Below are 26,801 nucleotides of genomic sequence, written 5' to 3' on the forward strand. Positions count from 1 at the left end.
TGTTAATCAATAATTTAATTCCCCAAAATTTACAATGGCAGAATTGCAGAAAGATTTTTTGTTTGTATTGGTAAAGTCATTGACGACCTCTGAAAAAAGACAGTTTAAGCTCTACGTAAACCGCCTCGGAATTAACGTAGATGCCAAATTCCTATTGTTATTTTCTGAGATGGATAAGATGAAAGAATATGATGAAAGTATTATTATTGAGAAAAAGATATCTACAAAACAACAGCTTTCTAATCTTAAAGCCCATCTTTATAAACAGATTCTTGTAAGCCTTCGAATGAACCCGAGTCATCAGAACTACAGAATCCAGCTTCGTGAACAGTTGGATTTCGCCAACATTCTGTATCAGAAAGGGCTTTACAAGCAGGCTTTAAAAATATTGGATAAAACCAAACAAACGGCACTGGAACTGGATGAAAAAAGTATCGCTTCGGAGATTATCGACCTTGAAAAAGTAATTGAATCACAATTCATTACACGAAGTATCGAAGGCCGTGCAGAAGAGCTTATCAAACAATCTCAGGAGATCAGTAAACAAAATCGTTATACAACAAAATTATCCAATCTTTCGTTGAAATTATATAGCGAAATGCTGACCCATGGTTATGTAAAAAACGATGCAGACCGGCAGGAAGTCATGGACGTTTTTAACTCCGAGATTAAAAACATTAATCCTGAGAAATTGAATTTCACAGAGAAATTATGGTATTACAAAGCCCATGTCTGGAAAAACCAGCTTTTACAAGACTATAAATATACCTTGAAATATGCTTATCAATGGGTCGATCTTTTTCACAAGAAACCTGAAATGATCTATAGCCATCCTGTCTGGTATATCAAAGGGAATACGTATTTGCTGAAAATTTTGTTTTTATACGGAAATATTGATATTCTGGAGGAACATTTCCAGAACTTCAATACAATGGTTCATTCGGAGAATTTTGTTCAGAATGAGAACCTTCAGTCTCTTATTTTTCTTACTCAGTACAATACGCTGATGAATATTCACTTTGTAAAAGGAGAATTCTTCACAGGAACCAAACTTATTCCTGAAGTGGAATTAAAAATGGAAAAGCTCAGAGAGAGGATTGATGAGCACCATTTTATGATTCTTTACCTTAAAATGGCCGCCATGTTCTTCGGAAGTAAAATGTTTGAAAAGTCCATTGAATATTCTATGAGGGTTATAGAATCCAAAGGAAATGTACAGGAAGACCTCTTGTTCCATACAAGAATTCTGATCTTAATGGCAAAATATGAGTCTGGCAATGATGAAGATTATGATGAATTTATTGCTTCTACTTTGAAATTTGCGAAGAAAATGAAAAAGCCGGAAGAATTCCATTTTGAAAGCATTCAGTTTTTTAAGAACCTGAATAATCAAATCCCGGATCAGAGACAAAAAGCTTTTGAAAGCTTTGATAAAAAGCTGGAAGAATATTCCAATAATGAATATTATAGACGTTCGTTATTCTATATTGACATCCACGGATGGATTAAATCTAAAGTTCAGAATGTGGACGTAATTGAGATTATCAAGCAGAAAGTAAAGTATAAAAGAAAGCATTAAATAAGAATATATAAAAATATATTTTTCAATAATTTACAATGTTTTATTTCATGTAAAATAAAACATCAAAAAACATTTTTTAATATAATCTTTTATAGATTTAGGTATTAACAGGTCGCTCATCCGGAGCGACCTGTTAATTATGCTGTGATGTAATCGGATGATGATTTTATTTATACATCTTCTTTATAAAACTCAATGCATTTTTATGGCTGATTTTTTCCATCAGTTCATGTGAAAAACGCTTCTCAATTTCTTTATTGATAGCATTAAATGCAGATGCATCATCATATCCTTTAAAGAAAAATGGATGACGGGATTTATCAGGATGGTTTTTACAGAAGAAAAAATCGGCACCATACGCAACTGCATCTTCTCCACCCAAATCAAGGCCGTACTGAATATGTTCATATAACATTTCCGGATTTGTATCATCGACACAATTGCGGATAAAATTGAGTCCGATCAGCCCTTTTCTTTTAATCACTTCTTTCGCCAGTTCATCGGGAAGATTTCTCTTTTTATCATGTACCTGTCTGTAGTTGGAATGGCTTGCGATAACAGGAATTTTGTAGTTTCTCTGATCAATATAATTAAGAATTCCATAGGCAAGCTGATCACTGGTGTGGGCAAGATCAATAGCAATGTTTTTTTCTGAGAAATAGTCAAGCAGAACTTTACCGTCATCTTTCAACCCTACATCGGAATTATTTCCTCCTCCAAAGCGGTTTTCAGTATGATGGGTTATTCCAAGATAAAGAATTCGTTGTGTTTTTTCAATGATCGCTTCCAGATTTTTAAAACCCGTTTCCAAAGTGTCATCTTCGCCACAGAAGCCGGATGCATTTTCAATAGAAGCGATAACTCCTACTTTGCCTATATTTTCAGGATTTTTATAATTGTTACCATCGAATAAGAAAAAACTTTCATTTTGCAGGAGATCTGAAAATATTTCGCTCTGTTTTGCTCCGTAAGCAGTACTATTTTGCCCTGTCGCGGAGTATATAGCCATCACCTGAAGCTTTACATTTCCTTCTTTTAAATAAGGAAGTGAGCATCCAAGTTCTTTGTCGTTAATTAATGAACCCGGCTCTAGCAAATAGCATAATAAATCGCAGTGAAGGTCAACATTTATAGCATTCATATTAATTGTAATTAATTTGTTTTTAAAGACTTACAAATAGACTAAGTATCTTAATATTGGTGTTATCTTGAATAAAAAATCAAAGGTATTTTTCTATGAAAAACGAAATATGGAATTCAGTGAGACTAAAACCATCTGCATCTTTTACATTTTTAATATTAATTCTCATTCTAAATATATGCTAATATAGTATTTTATCTAAAAATTCCGTATTTTTGCCTCTTAAAATTTCTTAGTAAACAATGATAAAAATTACACTTCCAGACAATAGTGTCAAAGAATTCGAGGGAGCAGTGACTCCCCTTGATGTGGCAAAATCTATAAGCGAGGGATTGGCTAGAAACACCATTTCCGCAATTGTTAATGACAAACAAGTAGAAACGACCACACCTATAACCACGGATTCTACGGTACAGCTTTTGACCTGGAATGATGATCTTGGAAAGAAGGCTTTCTGGCACTCTTCTGCTCACCTTTTGGCGCAGGCAATCCTTGAGTTTTATCCTGATGCTAAGTTGACCATCGGTCCTGCTATCGAAAGCGGATTCTACTATGATGTAGATTTCGGGGATGAAAGTCTATCTGAAAAAGATTTTGAGAAGATTGAGAAAAAGATCCTGGAAAATGCGAAGAAAGGCTCAACCTTCTCTTTATATCCGGTTTCAAAAGAAGAAGCTTTGAAGACGTATGCAGATAACCCCTACAAAGTGGAATTGATCTCTAATCTTAATGATGGGGAAATTACTTTTGTAACCCACGATAACTTCACAGATTTATGTCGTGGTGGTCATATCCCGAATACAGGAATCGTAAAAGCGGTTAAAATATTAAATGCAGCAGGAGCTTACTGGAGAGGGAATGAAAAGAACCCACAATTAACAAGAGTATATGGTATTTCTTTCCCGAAGCAGAAAGATCTTACAGAATATCTTGAAAGACTGGAAGAAGCTAAAAGAAGAGACCACAGAAAATTAGGTAAAGAACTTGGAATCTTCGCATTCTCTGAAAAAGTAGGTGCAGGTTTACCGCTTTGGCTGCCAAAAGGTACTGCTTTAAGAAGAAAACTGGAGAATTTCCTTTCTGATGCTCAGAAAAAAGGAGGTTATGAATTCGTAATGTCTCCACATATCGGGGCAAAAGAATTATATGTAACTTCAGGACACTGGGACAAATATGGAGAAGACAGCTTCCAGCCGATTAAAACGCCGAATGAAGGAGAAGAATTCCTGTTGAAGCCGATGAACTGTCCTCACCACTGTGAAATTTACAAAACTTCACAATGGAGCTACAGAGATTTACCAAAAAGATATGCAGAATTCGGTACGGTATACAGATATGAGCAAAGTGGAGAGCTTCACGGTTTAACGAGAGTTCGTGGATTTACTCAGGATGATGCTCACCTTTTCTGTACTCCGGATCAGCTTTCTGAAGAATTTGAAAAAGTAATTGATTTAACGCTTTATGTTTTCAAATCTTTAGGTTTTGAAGATTTTGTAACTCAGGTTTCATTAAGAGATCCTGAAAACAAACAAAAGTATATCGGTTCTGATGAAAACTGGGAGAAAGCAGAAAGTGCGATCATCAATGCAGCAGAAAAGAAAGGCTTAAAAACAGTTATCGAATACGGAGAAGCAGCATTTTATGGTCCTAAACTTGACTTCATGGTGAAAGATGCTTTAGGAAGAAAATGGCAGTTAGGAACAATCCAGGTAGATTATAACTTACCGGAAAGATTTGATCTTCACTATATCGGAAATGATAATGAAAAGCACAGACCGGTGATGATCCACAGAGCACCTTTCGGTTCTATGGAGCGTTTTATCGCTATTCTGCTGGAAAACACTGCAGGTGATTTCCCGTTATGGCTAAGCCCGGATCAGTTTATTATTCTACCAATCAGTGAAAAATATGTAGATTATTCAAAAAAAGTTTCACAATTTTTGGAAAATCACGATATTAGCGGTCAGATTGATGAAAGAAATGAGAAGACAGGTAAAAAGATCCGTGATGCTGAATTGAAGAAAATCCCTTTCATGCTTGTTGTAGGAGAAAATGAAGAGAAAGAAGGCACGATTTCTGTAAGAAGACGTGGTGAAGGAGATCTTGGAGCGATGAAGCTGGAGGATTTCGTTGCTTACTTCAAAAAAGAGGCAGCAATCTAAATTTTAAATAAAAAGATTGAAGGATTAAAAAATTAATAAAATCTTTCAATTTTAAATATTTAAATCAATTAAATTAAGTAATTAACCAATAAAATTATAATACAATAGCACAAAGATTTAACAACAGGGGCCCACAGAGACGTCCGGTACAAGAGGACGCTCACTTGATCAACGATAAAATTCGTGTGAGAGAGCTTCGTTTAGTGGGCGATAACGTAGAGCCAGGAATTTATCCAATTGACAAAGCAAGACAAATTGCGGCGGAACAAGAATTGGATTTAGTAGTAATTTCTGACAAGGCAGAACCATTTATTGCAAGAGTATTGGAATACAAGAAATTCTTATACGAGCAAAAGAAAAAACAGAAGGAACTTAAAGCCAAGCAGGTAAAAGTGGTTGTAAAAGAGATCCGTTTCGGACCTCAGACTGATGACCACGATTACGAATTCAAAAAGAAGCATGCTGAAAAATTCCTTGAAGAAGGTTCTAAATTAAAAACCTACGTATTTTTTAAAGGACGTTCGATTATCTTTAAGGACCAGGGAGAAATTTTGCTTTTAAAACTTGCTCAGGAACTTGAGCATGTGGGTAAAGTAGACCAGCTTCCTAAACTTGAAGGAAAAAGGATGATTATGATGATGAGTCCTAAAAAACCAGCAAAATAATTAAGTCATTATTTTATATAAAGAAACCTCAAAGTAATTTGAGGTTTTTTTATGCTAATGTTTTAAAAAAGATTGTGCCGGAGGCTACTCTGCTGTTTATCCTTCAAAATCCCCGCAATCATGCTCTGTGAAAAGGGGCAAAACTTTTTTGGTGGTAAAATATTTCGAAACTCTCTTGTTTTTTAACTCCAGCTTTTTACCTTCTATAACGAGTTCATAGACAGGTGCTTTATCTATTTGAGTTAAAATATAGGTTCTTTCCGGTGTTTTAAAAATCGTTTTGTTTCCTTCAGTAGTGTATGAAAAATCATCAATTTCAAAAGTGTCTTTTTCATCACAGACATTAGCCCATCTGATCTGCTTCTTTGTGATGGACAGGCTGGCCAGATCGCATGAATAACAGTTTCCTGAGAATTCTATCCCATATTTATCATGCACATTAGTGCTTTTACTATTCAATACGTCAATAGGAACCAGGGTTGAAAAATCACCGGGTATTTCTACTATTTCCGGATCATTCTTCACGGGTTCCGGTTGAAATGCTGCCACTTCTATTTGAGTTTCCGGAGAAGTATTTGTTTCTGTTTTTTTGTCTGAAGAAGGTGAACAGGATGCTAATAAAGCAGTCGCCACCGAAAGGCTGATTATTAAGTTTTTCATTCTTATAAAGTAAATTACAATATTGGGGTTATCATTTTGTAAAATTCTCCAAAATCCTTTGTTCAAAACATCCCTGTTTTCGGCCATTTATTCCCTATATCAGGCGGTTTTGTTGGCTGCTGGTCTTAATACTGATACATTTGCGCAAAAATATAAAAATGAAAGTCATCAATCAATTCTTTATATCATCCCTGGTAATTCTTGCAGGATGTAACCAGAAGGATAAAACATCAGAAACACATAATGTAAAAACTGAAGTAAAGCAGAAAACGGTAACATTTGCCGATTTCAAAAAAATACAAGGCGTGGACAATGTTCAGGAGGTACCGTTTCAATTATTTACGAAACTGGATTCTGTACAGTTTTTTACCGCTCCGAGTACAGATGCTGCCCATTTGAAAATACCATACAATAAACTCGATAATTATTATGGATTTGAAGAGTTTGAGGACTTCTATTCTATTCATTACAGCATTAATAATAACATTTCGAACAGTATTGAAGCGTTTGTCCTGAAGTCGGAATTCACACCGGCATACGAACTTACGTTAAATGGGGTTGACCTTTATGAGATCAGAAGCAGCACTTTTAGAGAATCTAGTGATTTTAAGAATAAATCTTTTAAGAAATTCGGAACCATCGTGGAGATTTCAGAACATGAATTTAAAGCCAGTTCAAAAAAACAAATCGGTGAACATTTGACAAAAAATCCCAATATACAACTGCAGGCAGAGAACTGGGTATATAAAGAAAACGGCAGAGAAGATGTAATTACGCAACATGAAAGTGTCTCTACCGAGACCGGACCGCTTGCCAATGAATATGTAGGAAGGTCAACCTATTTAAACCTGGAAGTATTCAAAGAAAATTCTGATGAAATTGCAGATTCCTACTATTCTTTTTACAGTTTAAAAAATGCAGTTATGTTTGAACTGAGTACCGAAGGTTATCCGCAAATTCTTCCTTCCAAAGGCTGGGTTACCTTCGTCTCATCCAATCATGATGTGGGGAGTAATTTTGTTATTTCCAGATACTTTCCTCAAACTAAGAAACAGGACAACCTTTTATATGTGAATTTCACCAACTTTAAAATAGCAGATGATAAAAAGGCTTTCTGGACCGATAATGACACTTTCTACGCAGAAGTCTACCCTCTTAATTCAGCTTCTGGAAATGGTAAAAAACAGAAAACGGCTTATATAAAAATCCAGTTAAAGGCTGATCTGTTTTAATTTGATGAGCTAAAAACCCCTGAAATCAGCGAGTGTACAGGGAAATAAAGTCTAATATCTTTGCTGCAATTATTTAAAGAGATACAATGAAAAAATTAAGTTTGACCCTTCTTTTTTGTTTATTAAGTTTTATGACTTTTGCACAGTCGTTAAAAGTCGTTATTAAACAGGATGGAAAAGTAATTGAACCCGTGAATGATGTTTATGAACTGAAAAAATCTCCTTTTTTATTTGAAATCACGTCTTCCAATCTGGAAGGATTTTTAGTGGGTGCCACAACAAATAAAGACATCTATGCGGGAGCTTTGGGCGTTTTGAATACTGAGGTTCCATGGTTTCAGAATACAGGTATGGCCGAGGAGCTTTACAACAAGGATAAAGAAATGTTTCTGATGGATTCCGCACCTTCTTACTGGTATTATACAGATGCAAAAGATCACAGATTTGATAAAAACCCTAAAGGCAATGCAAAGCAATGGACTGCAACCCGTACGATTACAAGGTTTTATGATATCATGGTAGATCAGCCCATCAGTTTAAAAGATTTTGACGGCAGCGTTTTCATCCTGATGTATCAGCCGGTTTACAATGACGAATATGATTTAGTAGACAAAAAGAATCTGTTCCAGGCTGCGTTGAAATTTAAAGATTAACTGTACACACCCAAATTATTTGATTATATAAGAAAAAGGCTGCTTACATGATGTGAGCAGCCTTTTTTCGGGATGATTATTTTATTCGATAATCAAGCCGTATTCTATAGCTAATTTTATAGCTGAACTCAGGTTGGAGGTCTGAAATTTTTCGATAAGATTTTTGCGGTGGCTTTCTACCGTGTGCGGACTTATAAAAAGCTTTTCCGCCATTTGATTGGTAGTAAGCCCTTTTGATGCTTCACCCAGAATTTCTTTTTCTCTTCGTGTCAGTTTCGGAACCTGACTTAATCCGTCTGTTGATTTTTTCTCCAGAACAGCTTTGGTTTGAGAGCATAAAAACCTGTTACCGCTATATACAGCATTAATTCCTTCGATAATTTCGGAAACTGAAGCATTTTTTTGAATATATCCCAAAGCCCCTTCAGTAAGAGTACTGTTGATGACAGGCAGTTCGTTATGAACACTAAGGATAATAATCTGAAGGCTGCTGTACTTTTTCTTTAAAGGTTTGATGAGTTCAATGCTGTTGGTATCTTCCAGATTAATGTCGAGCAGCAGAATGTCAACCGCCTGTTTTGCAAGGCCTGCATTCATTTCGGAGACACTTTTGAAACAATCTACGACATCTATTGTTTCATTGTTGCCTAAAATATTTTTCAGTCCTTCCAATAGAAGCGGATGATCGTCGGTTATGGCTACTTTTATCATGTTTAATGAATAGGGATTTGAAGTTCTATACTGGTGCCAATATTTAATTCGGAGGTGATATTCATGGTTCCTTTTAAAAACTGGACTCTCAATTCTATATTGTGAAAACCTGCTGTTTTTCTAACGTCTAAATTAGTATGATCGAAACCTTTACCGTTATCCTCTACTGTAAGATTTATTAGGTTTTCTTCTTCGCTTACCTGAATGATTATTTCAGAAGTCTCGGCATGCTTTATCGCATTATTGACCAGTTCCTGAATAATCCTGTAAATGATCAATTGCTTTTCCTTCGATATGGAATTGCTGTAATTGATAAACTCTGTATGGATTTCCAGAGCATGATTGGAAATTCGTGAAGCAAACTCCTGAATAGCCACTTCCAGACCGTATTTTGTTAATAAATCAGGCATTAGATTATGTGCCACCCTTCTCAGTTCTTCTACAGCACCATCGATCTGTTCAATTGATTTTGAAATTCCTTCTTCAATATTTTCGGATTGATGAGGATTTAAATAAGAAAGTTGATGCTTAGTTCCGGACAGCAAACCTCCCAATCCGTCATGGAGATCACGGGCGAGACGGCCACGCTCCTGCTCCTGCCCTTCAAGCAATGCAGTAAGGGTAGATATTTTCGAGTTTTGTTTTTCCTGTTCCATGGCTAAAGCATGCAGTTCGTCTCTTCGTTTAATAGACCTGGCACGCTGTTTATAGGCATACAGCAACAAGAGGATCAAAATAATGAAAAAGATAATAAAAAAAATGTAGTACGTATTGATCTTTTCCTTGAACGCCAGGAGTTTTTTAAAGGTATTAATATCGTTATTCTTCTGTTGGGTTTCCAGTTTTGCCAAACGAAGCTGCTGTTCTTTTTTCTCGGATTCAAGTTCTGAAAATTTCAGTCTTTCACGCTGGTTTTCTTCCACCAGTTTTAAGTTGTTATAAACCTGTTCACGCTGTGCACGCAAAATATTAATAAGTTTGATTTCCTGTGCTTTCTTGTCGCTTTCGAGCTGTAGCTTTATGTATTTCTGCTCCTGTCGCTCTTTATCAAACTGTGATTCTAATCTTTTGGTGATATCCAGTTTTTCCTGATCGTAAATGCTCTTGTATTGATCAACATAGCTTTTATAATAAGTCAGTGCTTCTTTATAATTGCCCTGCTCTTCACTAATTCTGGATAGAGATTCAAGGATAGACAGTTCTATCATATGATTTCTTACCGGGCTTTTCCCAATTTCCATGGAGGCTTTCAGAAAATAAGATTTGGCTAAATCATAATTTTTATCCTGCAATGCCAATTCTGCCAGAATTCCAAAGGAAGAAGCAATGTGAATAGCATCACCAATCTCCAGACTCACTTTATTGGCTAACTGCGCATATTGCATAGCTTTATTACTGTCAAACCCAGTATATAAATTAGCTAAATTGATGGCAGCATATGAAAGGCTGTTTCTGCTAAGCATCGCATCTTTATTTTTATTAAAAGTCGCAATAGCCTGTAAATAATACTGTTCCGTTTTATTTCGAAACATTGTATTGGATGGCTCCTGTGTATATTTTTGTTCATATACGTACCCCATCCGCATGTAAGCATCAAAGATAAGATTGGGATCATTTTGTTTGGAAGCTAACAATAGAAATTGTTTGCTGTATTTTTCTTCCAGCTGATATTCATTCAGGTCAGAATAAATGGCAGATAATTCCTTGGCTGCATTACCCAATCTTCCATATAGTGTGGAAGTGGTTGGTGAGTTTTCATAATATTCCATCGCTTTCAGGTAAGCAGCGACAGCATCGGTCGTTTTATTATTGCGTACCAGAATCCAGCCTTTTGCATATTGTACATAACCTTTTGCTTCATTACTATTCGTTTTTAAGCTGTAGGCCTTTGCCATATCGAGGCTTTTTGAAGACTCCGCGGTTTTATTATCCAGCCGGTAATTCATGGCCTGCACCGCGTACAAAATTGTGGCATACTTTCCATCCGCCTGTCTTGCAGCAAGGGAAATATTAGTATCTAAAATCTGGTAAGATTTGGACTTAAGATTATGAAAAAATAGTGCTGTAGCGTACCTGGGAGCCAGGTTGAGCTGTTCTGCCGTATTGTTTGAGGCATGGCTGTATTCTCTTTCTAATTTGCTTAAAACATCCTGTGCCTGAACAAAAAACGGACAAATAAGTAAAGTAAATATAAGTAATAACCTGTGCATCAAACCCTTATCTTTATTAAATTGCATTCCATTAAGGAACGTAAATATAGGCAAATCCCTGCTAATCTGTTTCGAAACCATGCTTTTCAGCAAAAGCACTCCACTTCAGGTATTTCTTATCATTTTTAAAGGCCGGATCTTCACCATAATAATATAGCAAACGTTGAGTTGCATATTCGTAGGCACTGTAAATATTGGCCTGCTCATAATAGTTAATGGCTTTCTTCAGATCCGTTTTTACTCCCATACCGTGCTCGTAGATAATGCCGTAATAAATCCCGGAATAAGATTGATCATAGTCTTTCTTCAAGTACACCAAAAGGTTTTTATAGTCTCTTAACTGGTAATAGATTTCTGAGATTTTATCGTAATTGTAGGCGTATTTTTTCTCAGCTTTCTGATAAAAATCCAAAGCTTTACTGTAATCCTGCTTCACGTGTTGTCCAAAATAATACAGATCACCCAGGTTGACAAGTGCCATTTCGTCACCAAGCTCGGCACTCTTTTCATAGGCCTCAATTGCTTTTTTGATATTAAAAGAATACCCTATTCCGTTGTGGTATAAAGCCCCGATATTATTCCAGGCTATAGGATGGTTTCGTTGTGCTGCTTTTTCGTAATATGTAATGCCTCTTTGCAGATCAAATAATGATTCTATTTCAGGATTCGTAAGCAGTAGCCCTATTTCTACCAAACTATCCATGTCACCCTTTTGAGCAGATAACTCAAAAAGACGAAGTGCTTCGTGGTAATTCTGGTTTTCCTTTTCGTCAAAAGCCATTTTTTTAATCGTTCCAACCTCCATGAATTGTTCGGCGTTCTTACCCGTCTGGCTTTTCCAACGGTTATAAAAGGAAGTAAAGTATTCCAGATCTTTTCCCCGGAATGAATACCGGTCCAGATAAACGGCACCATATTCGGAAGCCTCTACCCGGTGAATGCTTTTGTCTTCATGCATGCTCAACATATTTTCACCCTGATACAGAAACAACAAACCTTCTTCTGTTCTGTAATTCAAAGGATTGGAAATATAATCATACAATTGGGCTGACAGACCATTCTCAAAATCGAACAATTGATACCCTTCATTTTTTTGAACCGATAAAAATCCATTTTCCAGATAGTGAATCTGCTTAATTTCCGGTTGGGGAGTGATTAACCAATTTCCATTACCTGCATCAAAAAGTCCTGATCCTATGTTGGTTTCCAGGATAAAGACATTATTTTTATATCCGGCATTGTACTGTGCTTTTATTTTACTAACAGATTCATTTTCCAGCAGAAACTGATGATTTAAAGCATGATAAATCTTCCAGCTTTTGTCTTTACGAACAGCAAGAGTTTCATAATTATCAATTAAGATCATCTGATCTGCTTCGTCTATAATGAGGTGCCCTTTCTCGTCAATCAATCTACCCTTTTTGTCAAATTTGTTCGGTTTGATCCAGAAACAGGTACTTGCTTTTGAGATGCTGCCTTCTAAAAAGTCTCCGAGATAGTTTCCTTCTTTCGTATAATATTTTCGTTTGCCGGTACCTTTTTGCCTGGTGAAAAATAATTCAGGGAAATAATCATATTCATAAGGGTTTTCGCTTTCAACAGGAATAACCAGTCCGTTTTCATCACTGTAAACTCCAAATTTGCCGTCTTTTTCTACCCCAAAGAATCCATAGGCTGTTCTTTCAATAGCATCGTATTCCGCAGGAACCATCCATGTGTTTGAATAGATTTTTAAAATCCCTGATTTTCCATTCACTTTTACTTCACCTAAAGGTTCCTGCCCAAAATCGAATACGTCAAAAGCATCTTCATACACCGGAGAAATCCATTCTTTTCCGTCACTTTGCAGGTAACCGAACAAAGCCCCTTTTTGAATTACCGATATATTGTAGTAATCATCTGCTTCAAAAATATCGTCATAAACCGCAGGAGCTAAAACAGCACCTTTTGCATCTTTAAGGCCGAATTTCCCGTTCTCTTCAAATACAGAAGATGCCGCTTTTTTATAGGCAAGCTCTTCAAAATATCCTAATCCGTAATTAATCCAGTCGGTTTGTAAAATTTCAAGAAATGAGGAATATCCTGTCTGTGAGAACAAGGAATCCAGCAGCGAAAGATTGCGGGCTTTAACAGCCTTTTTATACAGCTTGCTTTTCTGCTGAATTTCTACCAGCCATTCCTTTGCCTGTACCGTATGTTCTTCTTCGTTCATATTGAAAACATCTGTTGCATTCAATACAAAAGTGTCATAAGGTAAAGCTTCCAGAAACTCGAACATTTTATTAACGGGTTCGTAATAAGCCTTCTTGTAATGAAGCTGATAAGTATCTGCCAGCAGATTGAAAAAATAACGCAACTGAACAATTCCCTGATTTTTATCGGAGAAAAATTCAACGCCTTCCACTTTGATGTCTTCTGCGAGCAGAGGATACAGCAATAATGGAATTTCATAGTTCCACTCGCCCAGATAGGTATCGAATGTCTGATTTGATTTCTGATCGTAGTTGTATAAATAAATCCGGTGTGCCATTCGTCAAATTTTATAATGTCGGAAAGCATTACAGCATTCCCTGTTACCTGAAGTTACCTCCAGAGTAGCTGCATAATTCCAAAGATACGCAGCAATATTACTTTTACAGCTTCTTCCTCACTCCATTGTATCTGGCTAGTGTTTTTACCCATAGTTTTTTAGTGTTTATTCGAAATAAGAATTTATCGTTAAATCGGGTGTGAAAAAGAAAGCTATAAAAGTTATAAATTATTGTTTATCCGGGAGAGATTTTAACCGTTTTATCTTTATTAGATTTTTAGGTCAAAGATAAAAATAGAGACAGTATAAAAACATCCCTGATATCAGTGGTTTTTAGTTTAGTCTGTTTCATAATATAATGCATCGCATCTTCTTTATGGCCTGTAGGTTTCGGCCTGTTCAAATAAGATCATGTAACAATAAAATGCAGTTAAAACTACTCCGATAAGGCCGGAAATAAGAAATATAAGAAGGTAATACACCACTTTTTTATCTTTCTTTTGTATAAAATTGATAATGAAAGTAATCAGCGTGCACAGGAATCCTGCTCCAAAAAATATAATTAAGACAGCAAAAAATAAAGCTCTTTCCAGGTGTAAGTCTGCAGATGAAAGCATAAGGGTTTAAATTTACAGGTTAACAATAAGTTCAGCAGGTTCGACTGAACATAGAAATGATCAAACCTGCCTTAATTGTATGTTTCATATTCATCGTCAATATTAGAGAGAACCGTCAAATACCACAATCCCAATTATCAGGTATATTTTGTGCTGCCTTACTTTTTTGAGTGTTTTTCTTCATAACAAAAAGATTTTCAACCCATTTACTCTTTGAAAAGTGTTACCAACACAATACTATTGTTGACAAATTTTTAATCAATTATTATCTTAGATCAAGGTATTCTGAAGATTTTCTATCTACATTTGTGATATAAAAAATCAAACACACTATTTATTAATATTAAAAAAAAGAAACAATGAGCACACTTACATTAAAAGACGGAACAGAAATTTATTACAAAGATTGGGGGAAAGGACAGCCGGTTTTCTTTCACCACGGATGGCCATTATCAAGTGATGACTGGGATGCCCAAATGTTCTTCTTTCTGGAACAGGGTTATAGAGTAATTGCTCATGACAGAAGAGGACACGGAAGATCCGAACAGACACCTTACGGACATGATATGGATACTTATGCTTCTGATGTGGCAGAAATTGTTGAAGCGCTGGACTTAAAAGATGTGATTCATGTAGGACATTCTACAGGAGGCGGTGAAGTGATCCGCTATGTAGCAAAGCATGGTAACGGAAGAGTGGCAAAAGCTGTTCTGGTAAGTGCAGTAACTCCTATTATGGTTCAGAATGAGAACAATCCTAATGGAGTTCCCATCTCTGTTTTTGATGATATCCGAAATAATACGGCGAAACACAGACAACAATTCTTTATTGATATTACCTTCCCTTTTTATGGATACAACAGAGAAGGAGCCAAAGTTTCTGAAGGTATTCAGAGAAACTGGTGGAGACAGGGAATGAGCGGTTCTATCAAAGCACATTATGATTGTGTGAAAGCATTCTCTGAGACAGATTTCACCGAGGATCTTAAAAGCGTAGAAGTTCCGGTATTGGTAATGCATGGCGAAGATGATCAGATTGTACCTTTTGAAACCACAGGCAAGGTAGCTGCTACCCTTCTTAAAAACGGAAAACTGATTTCCTATCCTGGTTTTCCACACGGAATGCCAACTACAGAGGCTGAAACCATCAACAGAGATCTTCTGGAGTTTTTTAAATCATAATAAGAATAAGAACATCATTACGTTTTTATGAACGTATAGCATTGTAGGCAAATCCGTATTGATATGGGTTTGCCTTTATAATTCAACCCAAAAGACCTTCCTGTTGATATACATTAAAAATTCCTTTCGTGTATCACTTTTTTTTCGTAATTTTGCACACTATTATTCCTAATGTCTTTAGGAGTAGCCAAAACAGATATTGATAACAAAAACAATAAAAAAGCAAAACAATGCCAAAATTAAAAACGAAATCAGGTGCTAAGAAACGTTTTGCTCTTACCGGAACAGGTAAGATCAAAAGAAAAAACGCTTACAAAAGCCACATCTTAACTAAGAAAGAAACTAAGCAGAAGAGAAATCTTACGTCTACTTCTTACGTAGCTAAAGTGGATGAGAAAAGCGTTCAACGTCAATTAGCAATTAAGTAGTTTTTATAAATCTATATTCGGTTTATAAGAATTCAAACAAATTCACAATTTTAACCCTGAAACGGTGCAAATAAGAGCAATAACACTGCCGCCCTTTTCAAAAAAAACAATTTAAATTATGCCAAGATCAGTAAATGCCGTAGCTTCAAGAGCTCGCAGAAAGAAAATTTTTAAGCACGCTAAAGGTTATTTCGGAAGAAGAAAGAACGTTTGGACTGTAGCTAAAAACGCGGTAGAAAAAGCAATGCAATATGCTTACCGTGGTAGAAAAGAGAAAAAGAGAAATTTCAGAGCACTTTGGATCACTCGTATCAACGCGGGAACTAGAGAGCACGGAATGTCTTACTCTCAATTTATGGGAGCTCTTAAAAAGAACAACATCGAACTTAACAGAAAAGTTTTAGCAGATTTAGCAATGAATCACCCTGAAGCTTTCAAAGCTGTTGTAGATCAAGTAAAATAATGTAGAATAGATTTTGTTATCAATATAAGTCCCGGGTTTTCCCGGGATTTTTTTGGTTATATACTTTTCAATTTCTTATATGGTAAATTCCATTCTAATTACCATAACAACAGTAAACTTTATGAGTTAGAATTCACAAAAGATGAATTTATCATTAAACATATTCAATAATAAAGAAAAATTTACCTAAATTTTATTTATTTAGCGAATTTTAACCTAACACAATAATAAATTTAATAAAAAGATAAATTATTATTGATAAATCAAACAAATCAACACTATTCCAGTTAATAATCAACAATAAATGATGATTTATTGCTATATTAGCAATCTCTAAAGAAAGTATCAAAAATGAAAAAAGTTGCAGCTTTTTTGCTCACATCCATTGCACTGCAGAATATAAGTGCACAAAGTTTTATTCAAGCTTATAAGGACAGAGCAGATATGGTTACCCAAACCAATATTAGTACAAACCTTCAGGAATTTGCAGGTTTTGGAATTAAAAAAACTGGCACAACAGCCAATAACAATGCTTTTGACTGGCTTAAAAACAAATATCTGTCCTACGGATATACAGCAACTAACATGTCCGAAGATTCTTTTACTTACGGAAGCAACACTTCAAAAAATTTAATTATTACCAAAACGGGAACAGTCTACCCTAACAAATATGTTATTATCTGTGGACATTATGATACAATTGTAGGTCCTGGAGTAAGCGACAACGGAAGCGGAACTTCCATTATTCTTGAAGCAGCAAGAATATTGAAAAATGTTCCCACGGAATATTCTATCAAGTTTATTCATTTTTCCGGGGAAGAACAGGGGCTTGTGGGAAGTAACCATTATGTAAATAATGTAGCTTATCAGAATGGCAGTCAGGTTCTGGATATAAAACTGGTTTTAAATATTGACCAGGTGGGTGGGCTTATTGGAAATAACAATAATACGATTACCTGCGAAAGAGATACTGGTGGGGTGTCTTCCAACAATGCAGCCTCTACTGCTGTAACACAGGAACTGATGAACTGTACTACCCTTTACTCTCCTCTTCAGACGAATCTTTCGTATGCTTACAGCTCAGATTATATGCCTTTTGAAGCAAAAGGATATACCATTACCGGGTTTTATGAAACCATCCAAAGTAATAATGAGCATACCGTAAGTGATACTTTTGCCAATCTGGATCCCGTCTATGTTTTCAACGTAGGAAAAGCAGCCGTGGGAGCTTTGCAGCATTTTGCTGTTGCCTCTACATCCAGTAACCTGTTAAGTACCAACGAAAGCCCTGTACAAAAATCAGGTGAAGCCATCAGGATCTATCCTAATCCTGCAAAAGATCTTGTGACTGTAGAATTTCAGGAGAAAGTAAAACACTTCAAAGTTGAAGTCAATGACATGGCAGGAAATACTGTTTTAAACCTTGAAAATCAGAAAAAAATAAATACATCAGGGCTAACAAACGGGATTTATACTTTTACTGTTACAACCGATAAGGGAAATACCACAAAAAAAATTATCATTAATCAATAATGTCTGACGAATATTCCGCATCTGTTGCATTCAGGATATTCAGCATTACTCTCATACAATGAAAAAAATCGCTGCTTTTTTATTCGCTTCTGTTGCTATGCAAAGTATTGGAGCTCAAAGTTTCATTCAGGCTTATCAGGACAGGGCGGATATGGTAAATCAAACCAATATTACCACTTACCTTCAGGAATTTGCTAATCTAGGGGTGAAAACCACGGGTTCACCAGCTAATGCCAATGCGCTGACATGGCTCAAAAACAAGTATCTTTCTTACGGATATACAGCCAGCCAGATTGGAGAAGACCCTTTTACAGCAGGGAGCTATAATTCTAAAAACCTTGTTATTACCAAAACAGGAACGGTATACCCCAATAAATACGTAATCATTTGCGGACATTTCGACAGTATCACTGGCCTGGGAATCAATGATAACGGAAGCGGAACGTCTATCATTCTTGAAGCAGCAAGAATTCTGAAAGATGTTCCGACTGAATATTCTATAAAATTCATTCACTTCTCCGGGGAAGAGCAAGGACTTCTGGGAAGCAAACATTATGTCAACAATGTAGCGTATCAGAGCAGCACCCGTGTTCTGGATATTAAACTTGTTTTTAATCTCGATCAGGTAGGTGGTGTTATGGGAAATAACAACAATACCGTTTACTGTGATGAGGATCAGGGCGGACTTTCTTCCAATAATGCCGCTTCGGCTGCTGTAACTCAGGAACTGAGAAACTGTACAGCGCTCTACTCTCCTCTTCTGACTGCCGTAGATCCGGCTGCTGATACAGATTATATTCCTTTTGAACAAAAAGGTGAAGTGATCACAGGCTTTTTTGAAAGAATAAGAAGTACCTATCCACATACAGTGAATGATACTTTTGCCAACACTGATCCTGTTTATATTTACAAGATAGGAAAAGCTTCTGTGGGAGCATTGCAGCATTTCGCCGTTGCCACCGGTACGTTGGGAACGAATGAAACCATCGGAAAAAATACGTTGGAAAGTGTGAAAATCTATCCAAATCCAGCCAAAGATGTTATCAATATTGAACTTCCGGACTCCGGAATTAAAAATTTCACTTTTGAAATAACAGATTTTCAGGGGCGTTCCATTTTCAGGAGAAACAATGAAACAAGTATTAATGCTTCAGGCCTGGAAAACGGAGCTTATATCGGAATTTTAAAAATTGGAGATCAAAAGGTTGTCAGAAAAGTGATGATTGAAAGATAAACCAGTATACAATACGAAAAAAAGACTTTTGAAGCTATTCAAAGGTCTTTTTTTTTGCCAGAACTGCATTATACTATTCATAAGGTAATTACGATAATTAATATGATATTCATAATAAATATTATTTTATTTTAACACATTAAACACTTCGTTGTGATTTATTTACTACATTCGTGTCACCAAATAATATTATATATGAAAAAATTCACAACACTTTTATGCTCAGCATTGATGATGCAGAGTATTGCGGCTCAAACTTTTATTCAGGCTTACAAAGACAGAGCAGATATGGTTACCCAAACCAATATCACCACCAATCTTCAGGAGTTTAGTAATTTAGGGGTAAAAACAACAGGTTCAGTAGCGAATACCAATACATTGAACTGGATCAAAAACAAGTATCTTTCTTACGGTTATACGGCCAGCCAGATAGAAGAAAGTCCTTTTACCTTTGGAAGCACCAGTTCGAAAAATTTAATTATTACCAAAACCGGAACGCTTTATCCTAACAAATATGTTATTATCTGCGGACATTTCGATACCATTTATGGCCCGGGAGTGAATGATAATGGCAGCGGAACTTCAATTATACTGGAAGCCGCAAGAATTCTGAGAAATGTTCCTACTGAATATTCTATAAAGTTCATTCATTTTTCCGGGGAAGAACAAGGGCTAAAAGGAAGCAGCCATTATGTGAATAATGTAGTATATCAGGGAGGTGTCCGCAAATTGGATATCAAACTGGTTTTCAATCTGGATCAGGTAGGCGGCGTGAAAGGAAATAATAATACCACCGTATATTGTGATGAAGATCAGGGAGGAGTATCCAGTAATAATGCAGCTTCTGCAGCTGTCACACAACAACTGAGAAATTGTACTGCACTCTACTCACCTCTTCTGACTGCCGTAGATCCGGCAGCTGATACGGATTATATTCCTTTCGAACAGAAAGGTGAAGTGATTACCGGATTTTTTGAAAGGATAAGAAGCACTTATCCTCACAGTTCTAAGGATACTTTCACCAATATGGATCCTGTTTACGTATACAAGATCGGAAAAGCAACCGTGGGTGCCCTACAGCATTTTGCAGCAGCATCAACTACCATGAGCAAACCCGCATCAAAAAATTCACTGGAAGCTGTAAAGATCTATCCTAATCCAGCCAATAATCTAATTAATATTGACTTACCGGATTTTAAGGGAATGGATTTCAGTTTTGAAATCAGCAATTCTTTGGGAAGGTCACTTTTAAAAGTCAATAACGAAAGAAAGGTTAATGTTTCATCCCTTCAGAACGGAATCTATGTTGGAGTTTTGAAAGTGGGTGAAGAAACCCTTGTTAAGAATATTATGATTGAAAGATAAGAAATCAATTCATTGATAATAAAAAACAGCAGGGTTATTCTATTCCTGCTGTTTTGTTTTTATGCATTAAATACAACCACATAGAATTTTAAAGCTCTTCAACAATCTGTTCTCTTGTTTTGTTATTTAAATCAATACCTTTTATAGGGATAAGCTTGTTAGGTAATATATTTCCTGCCGGCCTGATCCATTCCTTGACCCCAAAAAGGAAATCAAGTTTGGTGTTGGGAGTCTGAAAGCTAATCAGTTCACCAAAATGATTGGGATGTCCTCTTTCAGGTGCTTCACCTACTACTTCTGCCAATTTGTTATCCAAAACCATGACGCTGAACATCATAGCACTGGAAAATGTATTTTCCCCAACAATGATATAAGTCTTCCCATGGAATCGCAACGGATTTTCACCCGCTGTTACAGAACGAGAACGGATCGGATAGTAATCACCATCTTTTATTTTGCTATATTCTGCAGATTCTTTATTGTTTGCTTTTAAATAATCAGCGTATTCTTTACTTTTTTTAAATTTTCCCTGATAAGTATAATACGTTTTATCTGAAAAATAGTTAATAAGCAAATTTCCAACCGCAGAATTTCCTCCGGAATTGTTGTGAACATCAATGACTAAATTTTTAGCATTGTCTTTTTTGATCTGACTGAAAATACTGTCCAATTTTGTTTTCCATTCTTCCAGAGTGAATGTATTTCTGTCATCAAAAGTATTGACTGTCAAATAAGCATAATCCTTTATTTTTTTATAATCAAGAGGTTTAAGATCTTCTTTTCTCTTAGGCTGAGACTTTGAAGCATTGGCTTTCAGCTGTTCCAGAGAAATACTTTTAACCACTGTTTGCAGACCGCTTTTAAACTTCAGGTTGTAGTCATCTGTGATAAAGTAACAGTACTTATTAATCATTATCCAAAACCGATCAACGGCTATGGGTATTCGTTCTTCTTTAGCGCCCGGAATAGTCTGGGCACAGGTCTCCAGGACTTCATGAATTGGTATATTATTCAGCGAAATCACTTCGTCACCAATAGTAGGTTTACTGTCTGAATAGTTTTCCGTAAGAAGCATTTTGCCATTTTCATATTTGAATTTCAACGGTAAAACTTTCATGCTTTTTCTAATGCTGTCTGTAACACAAAAGTCAGACATTGAGCTATGTTCGTCGTTCAATGTGACAATCAAAGGCTTTGCTAGGTAATAAAAATCCTTCTGCGTCATGCCATCTTTCAGAGAATTACGGATATCTGTATATTTTTTTTCAAATTCTGATTTTGAAATTTCTGTATAGGGATTGACGTGTGCATTGGTTATTTTGGCCTTAATAAAGTCTATATCCTGCTCCAGCTGCTGCTTAGTAAATTTCTGAGAATAAAGTTCGTTACAGTTTTTCTGAGCAAAAGCAGATTGAACAAACAAAACTGCAAGTAAGGTTAATTTTAATTTCATAGATATTCGTTTCCGAAGGATTAGTGGCTTGATATTTACTTTTGTTACAGTTGAGAAAGTTGTTTATTTATTCCTGCTTTTAAGAATCTCTTCAATCTCCTCCATTGAAAATCCTTTGGCTTTCAATAAAATTAAAAAGTGATACAGCAGATCTGCAGCTTCGTTTTTAAAGAGATCATCATTATTGTCTTTTGCTTCTATAACCAATTCTACGGCTTCCTCTCCTACTTTTTGAGCCATTTTATTGATTCCTCTCTGATATAATGAGTAAGTATATGAGTCTTCAGCCTTCGTATCTATTCTCTGAGAGATTTTTTCTTCCAGTTCATACAGAAATCCTTTAGTATTTTTTTCCCCGAAACAACTAAAACTGCCTGTATGACAAACCACATTTTTCGGAACAGCTTTAATTAAAATGGTATCCTGATCACAGTCGATGTCAATACTTTTTACCGTTAAAAAATTACCCGATTCCTCACCTTTTGTCCACAGTCTGTTTTTGGAACGGCTGAAAAAAGTAACAATTCCTTCTGCCTGTGTTTTTTCAAAAGCTTCCTCGTTCATGTAGCCCAGCATCAAAACCTGCAATGTTCTGTTGTCCTGAATAACCACAGGTACAAGGCCATTATCTTTATTAAAATCTATTTTCATCGTACTTCAATTTTTTGAGTTTTTAACTGTTGTTTCAAATCCTGAATTCCTATTTCATTAAAGTGGAAAATACTGGCTGCCAAGCCTCCTGTAGCTTTTGTTTCATTAAATACTTTAACAAAATCATCAATGGTACCAGCGCCTCCGGAAGCAATCACCGGAATGCTTATATTTTCTGAAACCAGCTTTGTAATCCTAATATCAAAACCGTTTTTTGTACCATCACCATCCATGGAAGTCAGCAATATTTCACCTGCTCCTAATGCTGCTGCTTCTTGAGCCCATTCCATCGTTAAAAGTGCTGTGGCTTCTCTTCCTCCTTTGATATGAACCAGATCTTTATCTCCCACCAGTCTTGTATCAATGGCTACCACAACGCATTGGCTTCCGAATTCTTGGGCCAGATCAGAAATAAGACCCGGATTTTTTACGGCTGAAGAATTAATGCTGATCTTGTCTGCTCCTGCCTCCAAAAGATTTCTCACATCCTCTACAGACGAAATTCCGCCTCCTACTGTAAAAGGGATACTTAATTCTTTCGCGATATCTTTTACCAGCTCCACAAATGTTTTTCTATCTTCAATGGTCGCTGTAATATCCAGAAAAACAAGCTCATCAGCTCCTTCCTGCTCATATTTTTTGGCAAGTTCTACCGGATCTCCGGCACTTTTTAGATCTTCAAAGTTAACACCTTTTACAGTCGCTCCATCCTTAATATCCAGACATGGGATAATTCTTTTCTTAAGCATTTTCAATAAAATTTTGAAGTTGTTGTAAACTTATTTTTCCCTCATAAATTGCTTTTCCAATGATTGTTCCCGCACAGCCGATATCCTTCATCTTATAAACATCAGCAATACCTGAAATACCGCCGCTTGCTACCAGCTGAACAGATGTTTTATATAAAATCTCAATATAGAGCCCTGTTGAGGGGCCTTCCAGCATCCCATCTTTTGCAATATCAGTACAAATAGCGGTCTGTATTCCTTTTTCCTGATACTGAAGGATAAAATCAATGATATCATGAGCGCTTTCTTCCAGCCATCCGGATGTTTTAATCTTTCTGTTTTCACAGTCTGCACCCAAAATGATCTTCTCCGCTCCATATTTTTCAATCATTCCAAAACAAAATTCAGGATTCTGAACGGCAATACTTCCTAAAGTGATCTGCTTTGCCCCGGAATTAAAGGCGGTTTCAATATCTTCCTGAGTTTTTAGCCCTCCTCCAAAATCGATATGCAGCGAAGTAGAACGGGCAATATTTTCCAGAACTTTCTGGTTGACAATATGCTTTGATTTCGCCCCATCAAGATCCACCAAATGAAGGTATTGAATCCCAAAGCTTTCAAACTCTTTTGCCACTTCTACAGGATCTTCATTATATATTTTCTTTGTATTGTAATCTCCTTTTGACAAACGGACACATTTCCCGTCGATAATATCAATAGCCGGAATTATTTTCATGATTATAAATTTATAAAGTTCTTAACGATCTGATTTCCCACTATTCCCGATTTTTCCGGGTGAAACTGTACTGCATAGAAATTGTCTTTCTGCAAAGAAGCACTGAATGGCAGGATATAATCACAAACCGATGTTGTATAGTCTGACAGTTCACAATAATAGCTGTGAACGAAATACACATCACTACTCTTTTCAATTCCTGAAAACAGTGGCGAAGTCTGTCCGGAAATGGTATTCCAGCCCATATGGGGAACAATATCCTTTGCCGGAAACTTTCTGACATTGATATCAAAAATCCCCATTCCTTCGGTATCTCCTTCTTCATTTTCCCCGCACATCAGCTGCATACCCAGGCATATTCCTAAAACCGGCTGTGTAAGACCAGGAATCAACAGATCAAGCTCTTTTTCCTTCAGCAGTTTCATGGTTGATGAAGCTTCTCCCACACCCGGAAAGATCACTTTATCAGCTTTTAAAATCTGTTCGGGATCATCGGTGATCACAGAATCAACATTCAGTCTGTTGAGGGCATTCTGAACGGAATTTACGTTTCCTCCGTTGTATTTTATTATGGCGATCATATTTATAAACTTCCTTTTGTAGAAGGCAGACTGTAATTAGTATCTGATTGATTCACTGCCATTTTAACAGCCTTTGCAAAGGCTTTAAAGATGGATTCAATTTTGTGGTGTTCGTTATCCCCTTCTGCTTTGATGTTCAGATTCGATTTTGAAGCATCTGTAAATGATTTAAAAAAGTGAAAAAACATTTCCGTAGGTACATCTCCTATTTTTTCTCTTTTAAATTCTGCATCCCAAACCAGCCATGATCTTCCTCCGAAATCGATAGCCACCTGAGAAAGACAGTCATCCATCGGAAGTAGGAAACCATATCGCTCAATACCTTTTTTCTTTCCTAAGGCTTTTAAAATAGCTTCTCCCAGCACAATTCCAGTATCTTCTATCGTGTGGTGTTCATCTACGGCAAGATCACCGTTCACTTTAATCGTAAGATCCATATTTCCGTGTCTGGCAATCTGGTCCAGCATGTGATCAAAAAATTTAAGCCCGGTTGAAATATCTGATTTTCCGTTTCCATCAAGATTGACCGTAATTTCTATATCTGTTTCATTGGTTTTTCTGGATACTTTAGCCTTTCTCATTCCTGATTTTAAGAACTGATAGATCTCCGACCATTTTAAAGTAGATAGCTCCGCTTCGCTATTTAAGTTTTTGTTAAGGTAAATAGCTTTAGTACCAAGATTTTTAGCAAGTTGAACATCAGTACTTCGATCACCAATTACATAGGAATTTTCAAGGTCGTAATTCCCATAAATATATTTTCCGAGCATTCCAACTCCGGGTTTTCTGGTGGGAAGATTTTGGGATTCAAAGCTTCTGTCAATCAAAATATCACTAAAAATGATCCCTTCATTTTCGAATGCCTGCAGCATTTTTTCCTGTGGTTTTATGAAATCTTCTTCAGGAAAACTTTCAGTTCCCAACCCATCCTGATTGGTTACCATTACCAATTCATAATCTAATTCATTGACAATTTTTGCAAGGTTTTGAAAAACTCCCGGATAAAACTCAAGCTTTTCCAGAGAATCTACCTGAAAATCTGTAGGCGGTTCAATAATTAACGTTCCGTCGCGGTCTATAAAGAGTACTTTTTTCATATGTTTTTTATATTTTTTTAACCATTAAAATGAATGAATCTTAAATTTCTTATGATCTTCATTTTTTCTTAATGGTTTATGTTTTACATTCCTTTTAAAAAGTTAATTAATTTTTCATTTTCAGTACGGTTTCCCACATTAATTCTGATACATCCGGGAATCGCAGGATCTCTTCTGCTGGTTAAAATCTCTTCTTCAAGCATTTTTCCGTATACACGATCCACATTATCCATTCTGATCAGGAAAAAATTGGCATCCGTTGAAAAGACTTTGGAAATACATTGAATTCCTTCAAACTGCTGTTTTAGCCATGTTCTCTCTTCCAGAATACGGTTTACGTTTCCCTGAAGTCTGTTTTTATCCTCCAGCGTTTTTAAAATCAGCTCCTGGCTCAAAACATTCACATTATAAGGCGCTTTTACAGTATTAATAAAGCTGATAATCTCTTCAGATGCATAAGCCATCCCTACTCTTGCTCCGGCAATTCCCCAAGCTTTGGAAAACGTCTGCAATACAATCAGATTGGAATATTGATTCAACAGCTCCAGACTTGATTTTTTTTCTGAAAATTCAATATAAGCTTCATCCACCACGACAATGCCGTTGAAATTCTGAAGGTAAAATTCAATATCATCCACACTGTTTCCGGTAGGGTTATTAGGAGAACATAAAAAGAAAATCTTCAGTGAAGAATCATCTGCCATCTTTAAGAAATTATCTTTTACGATTTCGAAGTTTTCATCCAGATCCAGTTTCAGAACTTTATTTTCATTGATGGCTGCATAGAAACCATACATCGCGAAAGACGGATTCATCATCAGAATGGCATCTTTTTTAGGCTCACAGAAAATTTTGATGATAAGGTCTATCAGCTCGTCACTTCCGTTTCCTATGGCGATCTGTGAAGGTGAAAGGTTTTTAAGCTCTGCAAGCTTGGTTTTAAGCTTTTTTTGGGTTGAATCCGGATAGCGGTTGCATTCTCCAAAAGGACTTTCATTCGCATCCAGCATGACAGGAGCATTAAATTCATTATGATCCCTGAAACTGATGTAGGGCTGTAATTGTAATATATTGTCTCTTACTAAAGTTTTGATACTTTTATTTTTCATTGCATTGTTTATTTAAAACTATTTTTAAACCATTAAGATGAATTAAGTTATTAAGAATAATGAAGAAAATATCTTCCGA

At 36.2% G+C, this 26,801-nt stretch carries 23 protein-coding genes; 11 read left to right on the forward strand and 12 right to left on the reverse strand.

Annotated elements, in window-relative coordinates; genetic code table 11:
• The first annotated feature begins 34 nt into the window (after positions 1-34).
• Positions 35-1,579 (forward strand): hypothetical protein, encoded by a 1,545-nt coding sequence (locus ACLI50_RS04055; protein WP_288444622.1) that lies wholly within the window; start codon positions 35-37, stop codon positions 1,577-1,579.
• A gap of 169 nt (positions 1,580-1,748) precedes the next feature.
• Here ACLI50_RS04055 and ACLI50_RS04060 read toward each other — a convergent pair whose 3' ends face one another.
• Positions 1,749-2,723 (reverse strand): dipeptidase, encoded by a 975-nt coding sequence (locus ACLI50_RS04060; protein ID WP_202840163.1) that lies wholly within the window; start codon positions 2,721-2,723, stop codon positions 1,749-1,751.
• 242 nt (positions 2,724-2,965) lie between these two features.
• On the opposite strand from ACLI50_RS04060, the gene thrS reads away from it, so the two are divergent.
• Together thrS and infC are read left to right on the forward strand one after the other, a co-directional pair.
• Positions 2,966-4,885, forward strand: a complete 1,920-nt coding sequence (gene thrS / locus ACLI50_RS04065) for a threonine--tRNA ligase (protein ID WP_227942696.1) — start codon at positions 2,966-2,968, stop codon at positions 4,883-4,885.
• Between the two features lie 164 nt (positions 4,886-5,049).
• Positions 5,050-5,550, forward strand: coding sequence for a translation initiation factor IF-3 (infC, locus tag ACLI50_RS04070; protein WP_027372223.1), 501 nt, complete (start codon positions 5,050-5,052; stop codon positions 5,548-5,550).
• 96 nt (positions 5,551-5,646) lie between these two features.
• Here the strand turns inward: infC and ACLI50_RS04075 are convergent, their stop codons facing one another.
• Positions 5,647-6,210: a hypothetical protein gene (locus ACLI50_RS04075; protein WP_411413212.1), complete on the reverse strand. Its 564-nt coding sequence runs from the start codon at positions 6,208-6,210 to the stop codon at positions 5,647-5,649.
• Positions 6,211-6,368: 158 nt separating this feature from the next.
• Between ACLI50_RS04075 and ACLI50_RS04080 the strand changes: the two genes are divergently transcribed.
• Together ACLI50_RS04080 and ACLI50_RS04085 are read left to right on the forward strand one after the other, a co-directional pair.
• Complete coding sequence (locus tag ACLI50_RS04080) at positions 6,369-7,442, forward strand: resolvase (RefSeq protein ID WP_411413213.1); 1,074 nt, start codon at positions 6,369-6,371, stop codon at positions 7,440-7,442.
• A gap of 86 nt (positions 7,443-7,528) precedes the next feature.
• Complete coding sequence (locus tag ACLI50_RS04085) at positions 7,529-8,095, forward strand: hypothetical protein (RefSeq protein ID WP_120231060.1); 567 nt, start codon at positions 7,529-7,531, stop codon at positions 8,093-8,095.
• Between the two features lie 81 nt (positions 8,096-8,176).
• Here the strand turns inward: ACLI50_RS04085 and ACLI50_RS04090 are convergent, their stop codons facing one another.
• From ACLI50_RS04090 to ACLI50_RS04100, 3 genes are all read right to left on the reverse strand, one after another.
• The gene (locus ACLI50_RS04090) at positions 8,177-8,806 is read right to left on the reverse strand and encodes a response regulator (RefSeq protein WP_411413214.1); all 630 of its coding nucleotides are present in this window, start codon (positions 8,804-8,806) and stop codon (positions 8,177-8,179) included.
• A 2-nt stretch (positions 8,807-8,808) separates the two neighbouring features.
• The gene (locus ACLI50_RS04095; protein ID WP_411413215.1) at positions 8,809-11,016 is read right to left on the reverse strand and encodes a tetratricopeptide repeat-containing sensor histidine kinase; all 2,208 of its coding nucleotides are present in this window, start codon (positions 11,014-11,016) and stop codon (positions 8,809-8,811) included.
• Between the two features lie 61 nt (positions 11,017-11,077).
• Positions 11,078-13,546, reverse strand: coding sequence for a tetratricopeptide repeat protein (locus tag ACLI50_RS04100; protein ID WP_411413216.1), 2,469 nt, complete (start codon positions 13,544-13,546; stop codon positions 11,078-11,080).
• A gap of 976 nt (positions 13,547-14,522) precedes the next feature.
• On the opposite strand from ACLI50_RS04100, the gene ACLI50_RS04105 reads away from it, so the two are divergent.
• The 6 genes from ACLI50_RS04105 (at position 14,523) to ACLI50_RS04130 (ending at position 20,367) form a co-directional block, all read left to right on the forward strand.
• On the forward strand, positions 14,523-15,344 hold the full coding sequence (locus ACLI50_RS04105) for an alpha/beta fold hydrolase (RefSeq protein WP_076594815.1): 822 nt from the start codon (positions 14,523-14,525) through the stop codon (positions 15,342-15,344).
• A gap of 230 nt (positions 15,345-15,574) precedes the next feature.
• Positions 15,575-15,772, forward strand: a complete 198-nt coding sequence (gene rpmI / locus ACLI50_RS04110) for a 50S ribosomal protein L35 (RefSeq protein ID WP_034694453.1) — start codon at positions 15,575-15,577, stop codon at positions 15,770-15,772.
• A 118-nt stretch (positions 15,773-15,890) separates the two neighbouring features.
• Positions 15,891-16,235 (forward strand): 50S ribosomal protein L20, encoded by a 345-nt coding sequence (gene rplT, locus ACLI50_RS04115; protein WP_002979659.1) that lies wholly within the window; start codon positions 15,891-15,893, stop codon positions 16,233-16,235.
• 351 nt (positions 16,236-16,586) lie between these two features.
• Positions 16,587-17,768, forward strand: coding sequence for a M28 family peptidase (locus ACLI50_RS04120; RefSeq protein WP_411413217.1), 1,182 nt, complete (start codon positions 16,587-16,589; stop codon positions 17,766-17,768).
• Positions 17,769-17,826: 58 nt separating this feature from the next.
• Positions 17,827-19,002, forward strand: coding sequence for a M28 family peptidase (locus ACLI50_RS04125; RefSeq protein WP_395973513.1), 1,176 nt, complete (start codon positions 17,827-17,829; stop codon positions 19,000-19,002).
• 195 nt (positions 19,003-19,197) lie between these two features.
• Positions 19,198-20,367, forward strand: coding sequence for a M28 family peptidase (locus ACLI50_RS04130; RefSeq protein WP_411413218.1), 1,170 nt, complete (start codon positions 19,198-19,200; stop codon positions 20,365-20,367).
• 88 nt (positions 20,368-20,455) lie between these two features.
• Here ACLI50_RS04130 and ACLI50_RS04135 read toward each other — a convergent pair whose 3' ends face one another.
• From ACLI50_RS04135 to hisC, 7 genes are all read right to left on the reverse strand, one after another.
• Positions 20,456-21,820, reverse strand: coding sequence for a S41 family peptidase (locus ACLI50_RS04135; RefSeq protein WP_411413219.1), 1,365 nt, complete (start codon positions 21,818-21,820; stop codon positions 20,456-20,458).
• 63 nt (positions 21,821-21,883) lie between these two features.
• Entirely contained in the window at positions 21,884-22,471 is a 588-nt protein-coding gene (hisIE, locus tag ACLI50_RS04140; RefSeq protein ID WP_411413220.1) for a bifunctional phosphoribosyl-AMP cyclohydrolase/phosphoribosyl-ATP diphosphatase HisIE, read from the reverse strand.
• On the reverse strand, positions 22,468-23,220 hold the full coding sequence (gene hisF / locus ACLI50_RS04145) for an imidazole glycerol phosphate synthase subunit HisF (protein WP_343638629.1): 753 nt from the start codon (positions 23,218-23,220) through the stop codon (positions 22,468-22,470). The genes hisIE and hisF overlap by 4 nt, the downstream gene beginning before the upstream one ends.
• The gene (gene hisA, locus ACLI50_RS04150; RefSeq protein WP_227942710.1) at positions 23,213-23,935 is read right to left on the reverse strand and encodes a 1-(5-phosphoribosyl)-5-[(5-phosphoribosylamino)methylideneamino]imidazole-4-carboxamide isomerase; all 723 of its coding nucleotides are present in this window, start codon (positions 23,933-23,935) and stop codon (positions 23,213-23,215) included. The genes hisF and hisA overlap by 8 nt, the downstream gene beginning before the upstream one ends.
• A gap of 2 nt (positions 23,936-23,937) precedes the next feature.
• Positions 23,938-24,516 (reverse strand): imidazole glycerol phosphate synthase subunit HisH, encoded by a 579-nt coding sequence (gene hisH / locus ACLI50_RS04155; protein ID WP_411413221.1) that lies wholly within the window; start codon positions 24,514-24,516, stop codon positions 23,938-23,940.
• 2 nt (positions 24,517-24,518) lie between these two features.
• Positions 24,519-25,613 carry a bifunctional histidinol-phosphatase/imidazoleglycerol-phosphate dehydratase HisB gene (gene hisB / locus ACLI50_RS04160; RefSeq protein ID WP_411413222.1) on the reverse strand — a complete coding sequence of 365 codons (1,095 nt, stop codon included), beginning with the start codon at positions 25,611-25,613 and terminating at the stop codon, positions 24,519-24,521.
• Positions 25,614-25,696: 83 nt separating this feature from the next.
• On the reverse strand, positions 25,697-26,722 hold the full coding sequence (gene hisC / locus ACLI50_RS04165) for a histidinol-phosphate transaminase (RefSeq protein ID WP_411413223.1): 1,026 nt from the start codon (positions 26,720-26,722) through the stop codon (positions 25,697-25,699).
• Positions 26,723-26,801: the final 79 nt, after the last annotated feature.

The sequence above is a fragment of the Chryseobacterium cupriresistens genome (assembly GCF_046614675.1).
Classification (GTDB): domain Bacteria; phylum Bacteroidota; class Bacteroidia; order Flavobacteriales; family Weeksellaceae; genus Chryseobacterium; species Chryseobacterium cupriresistens.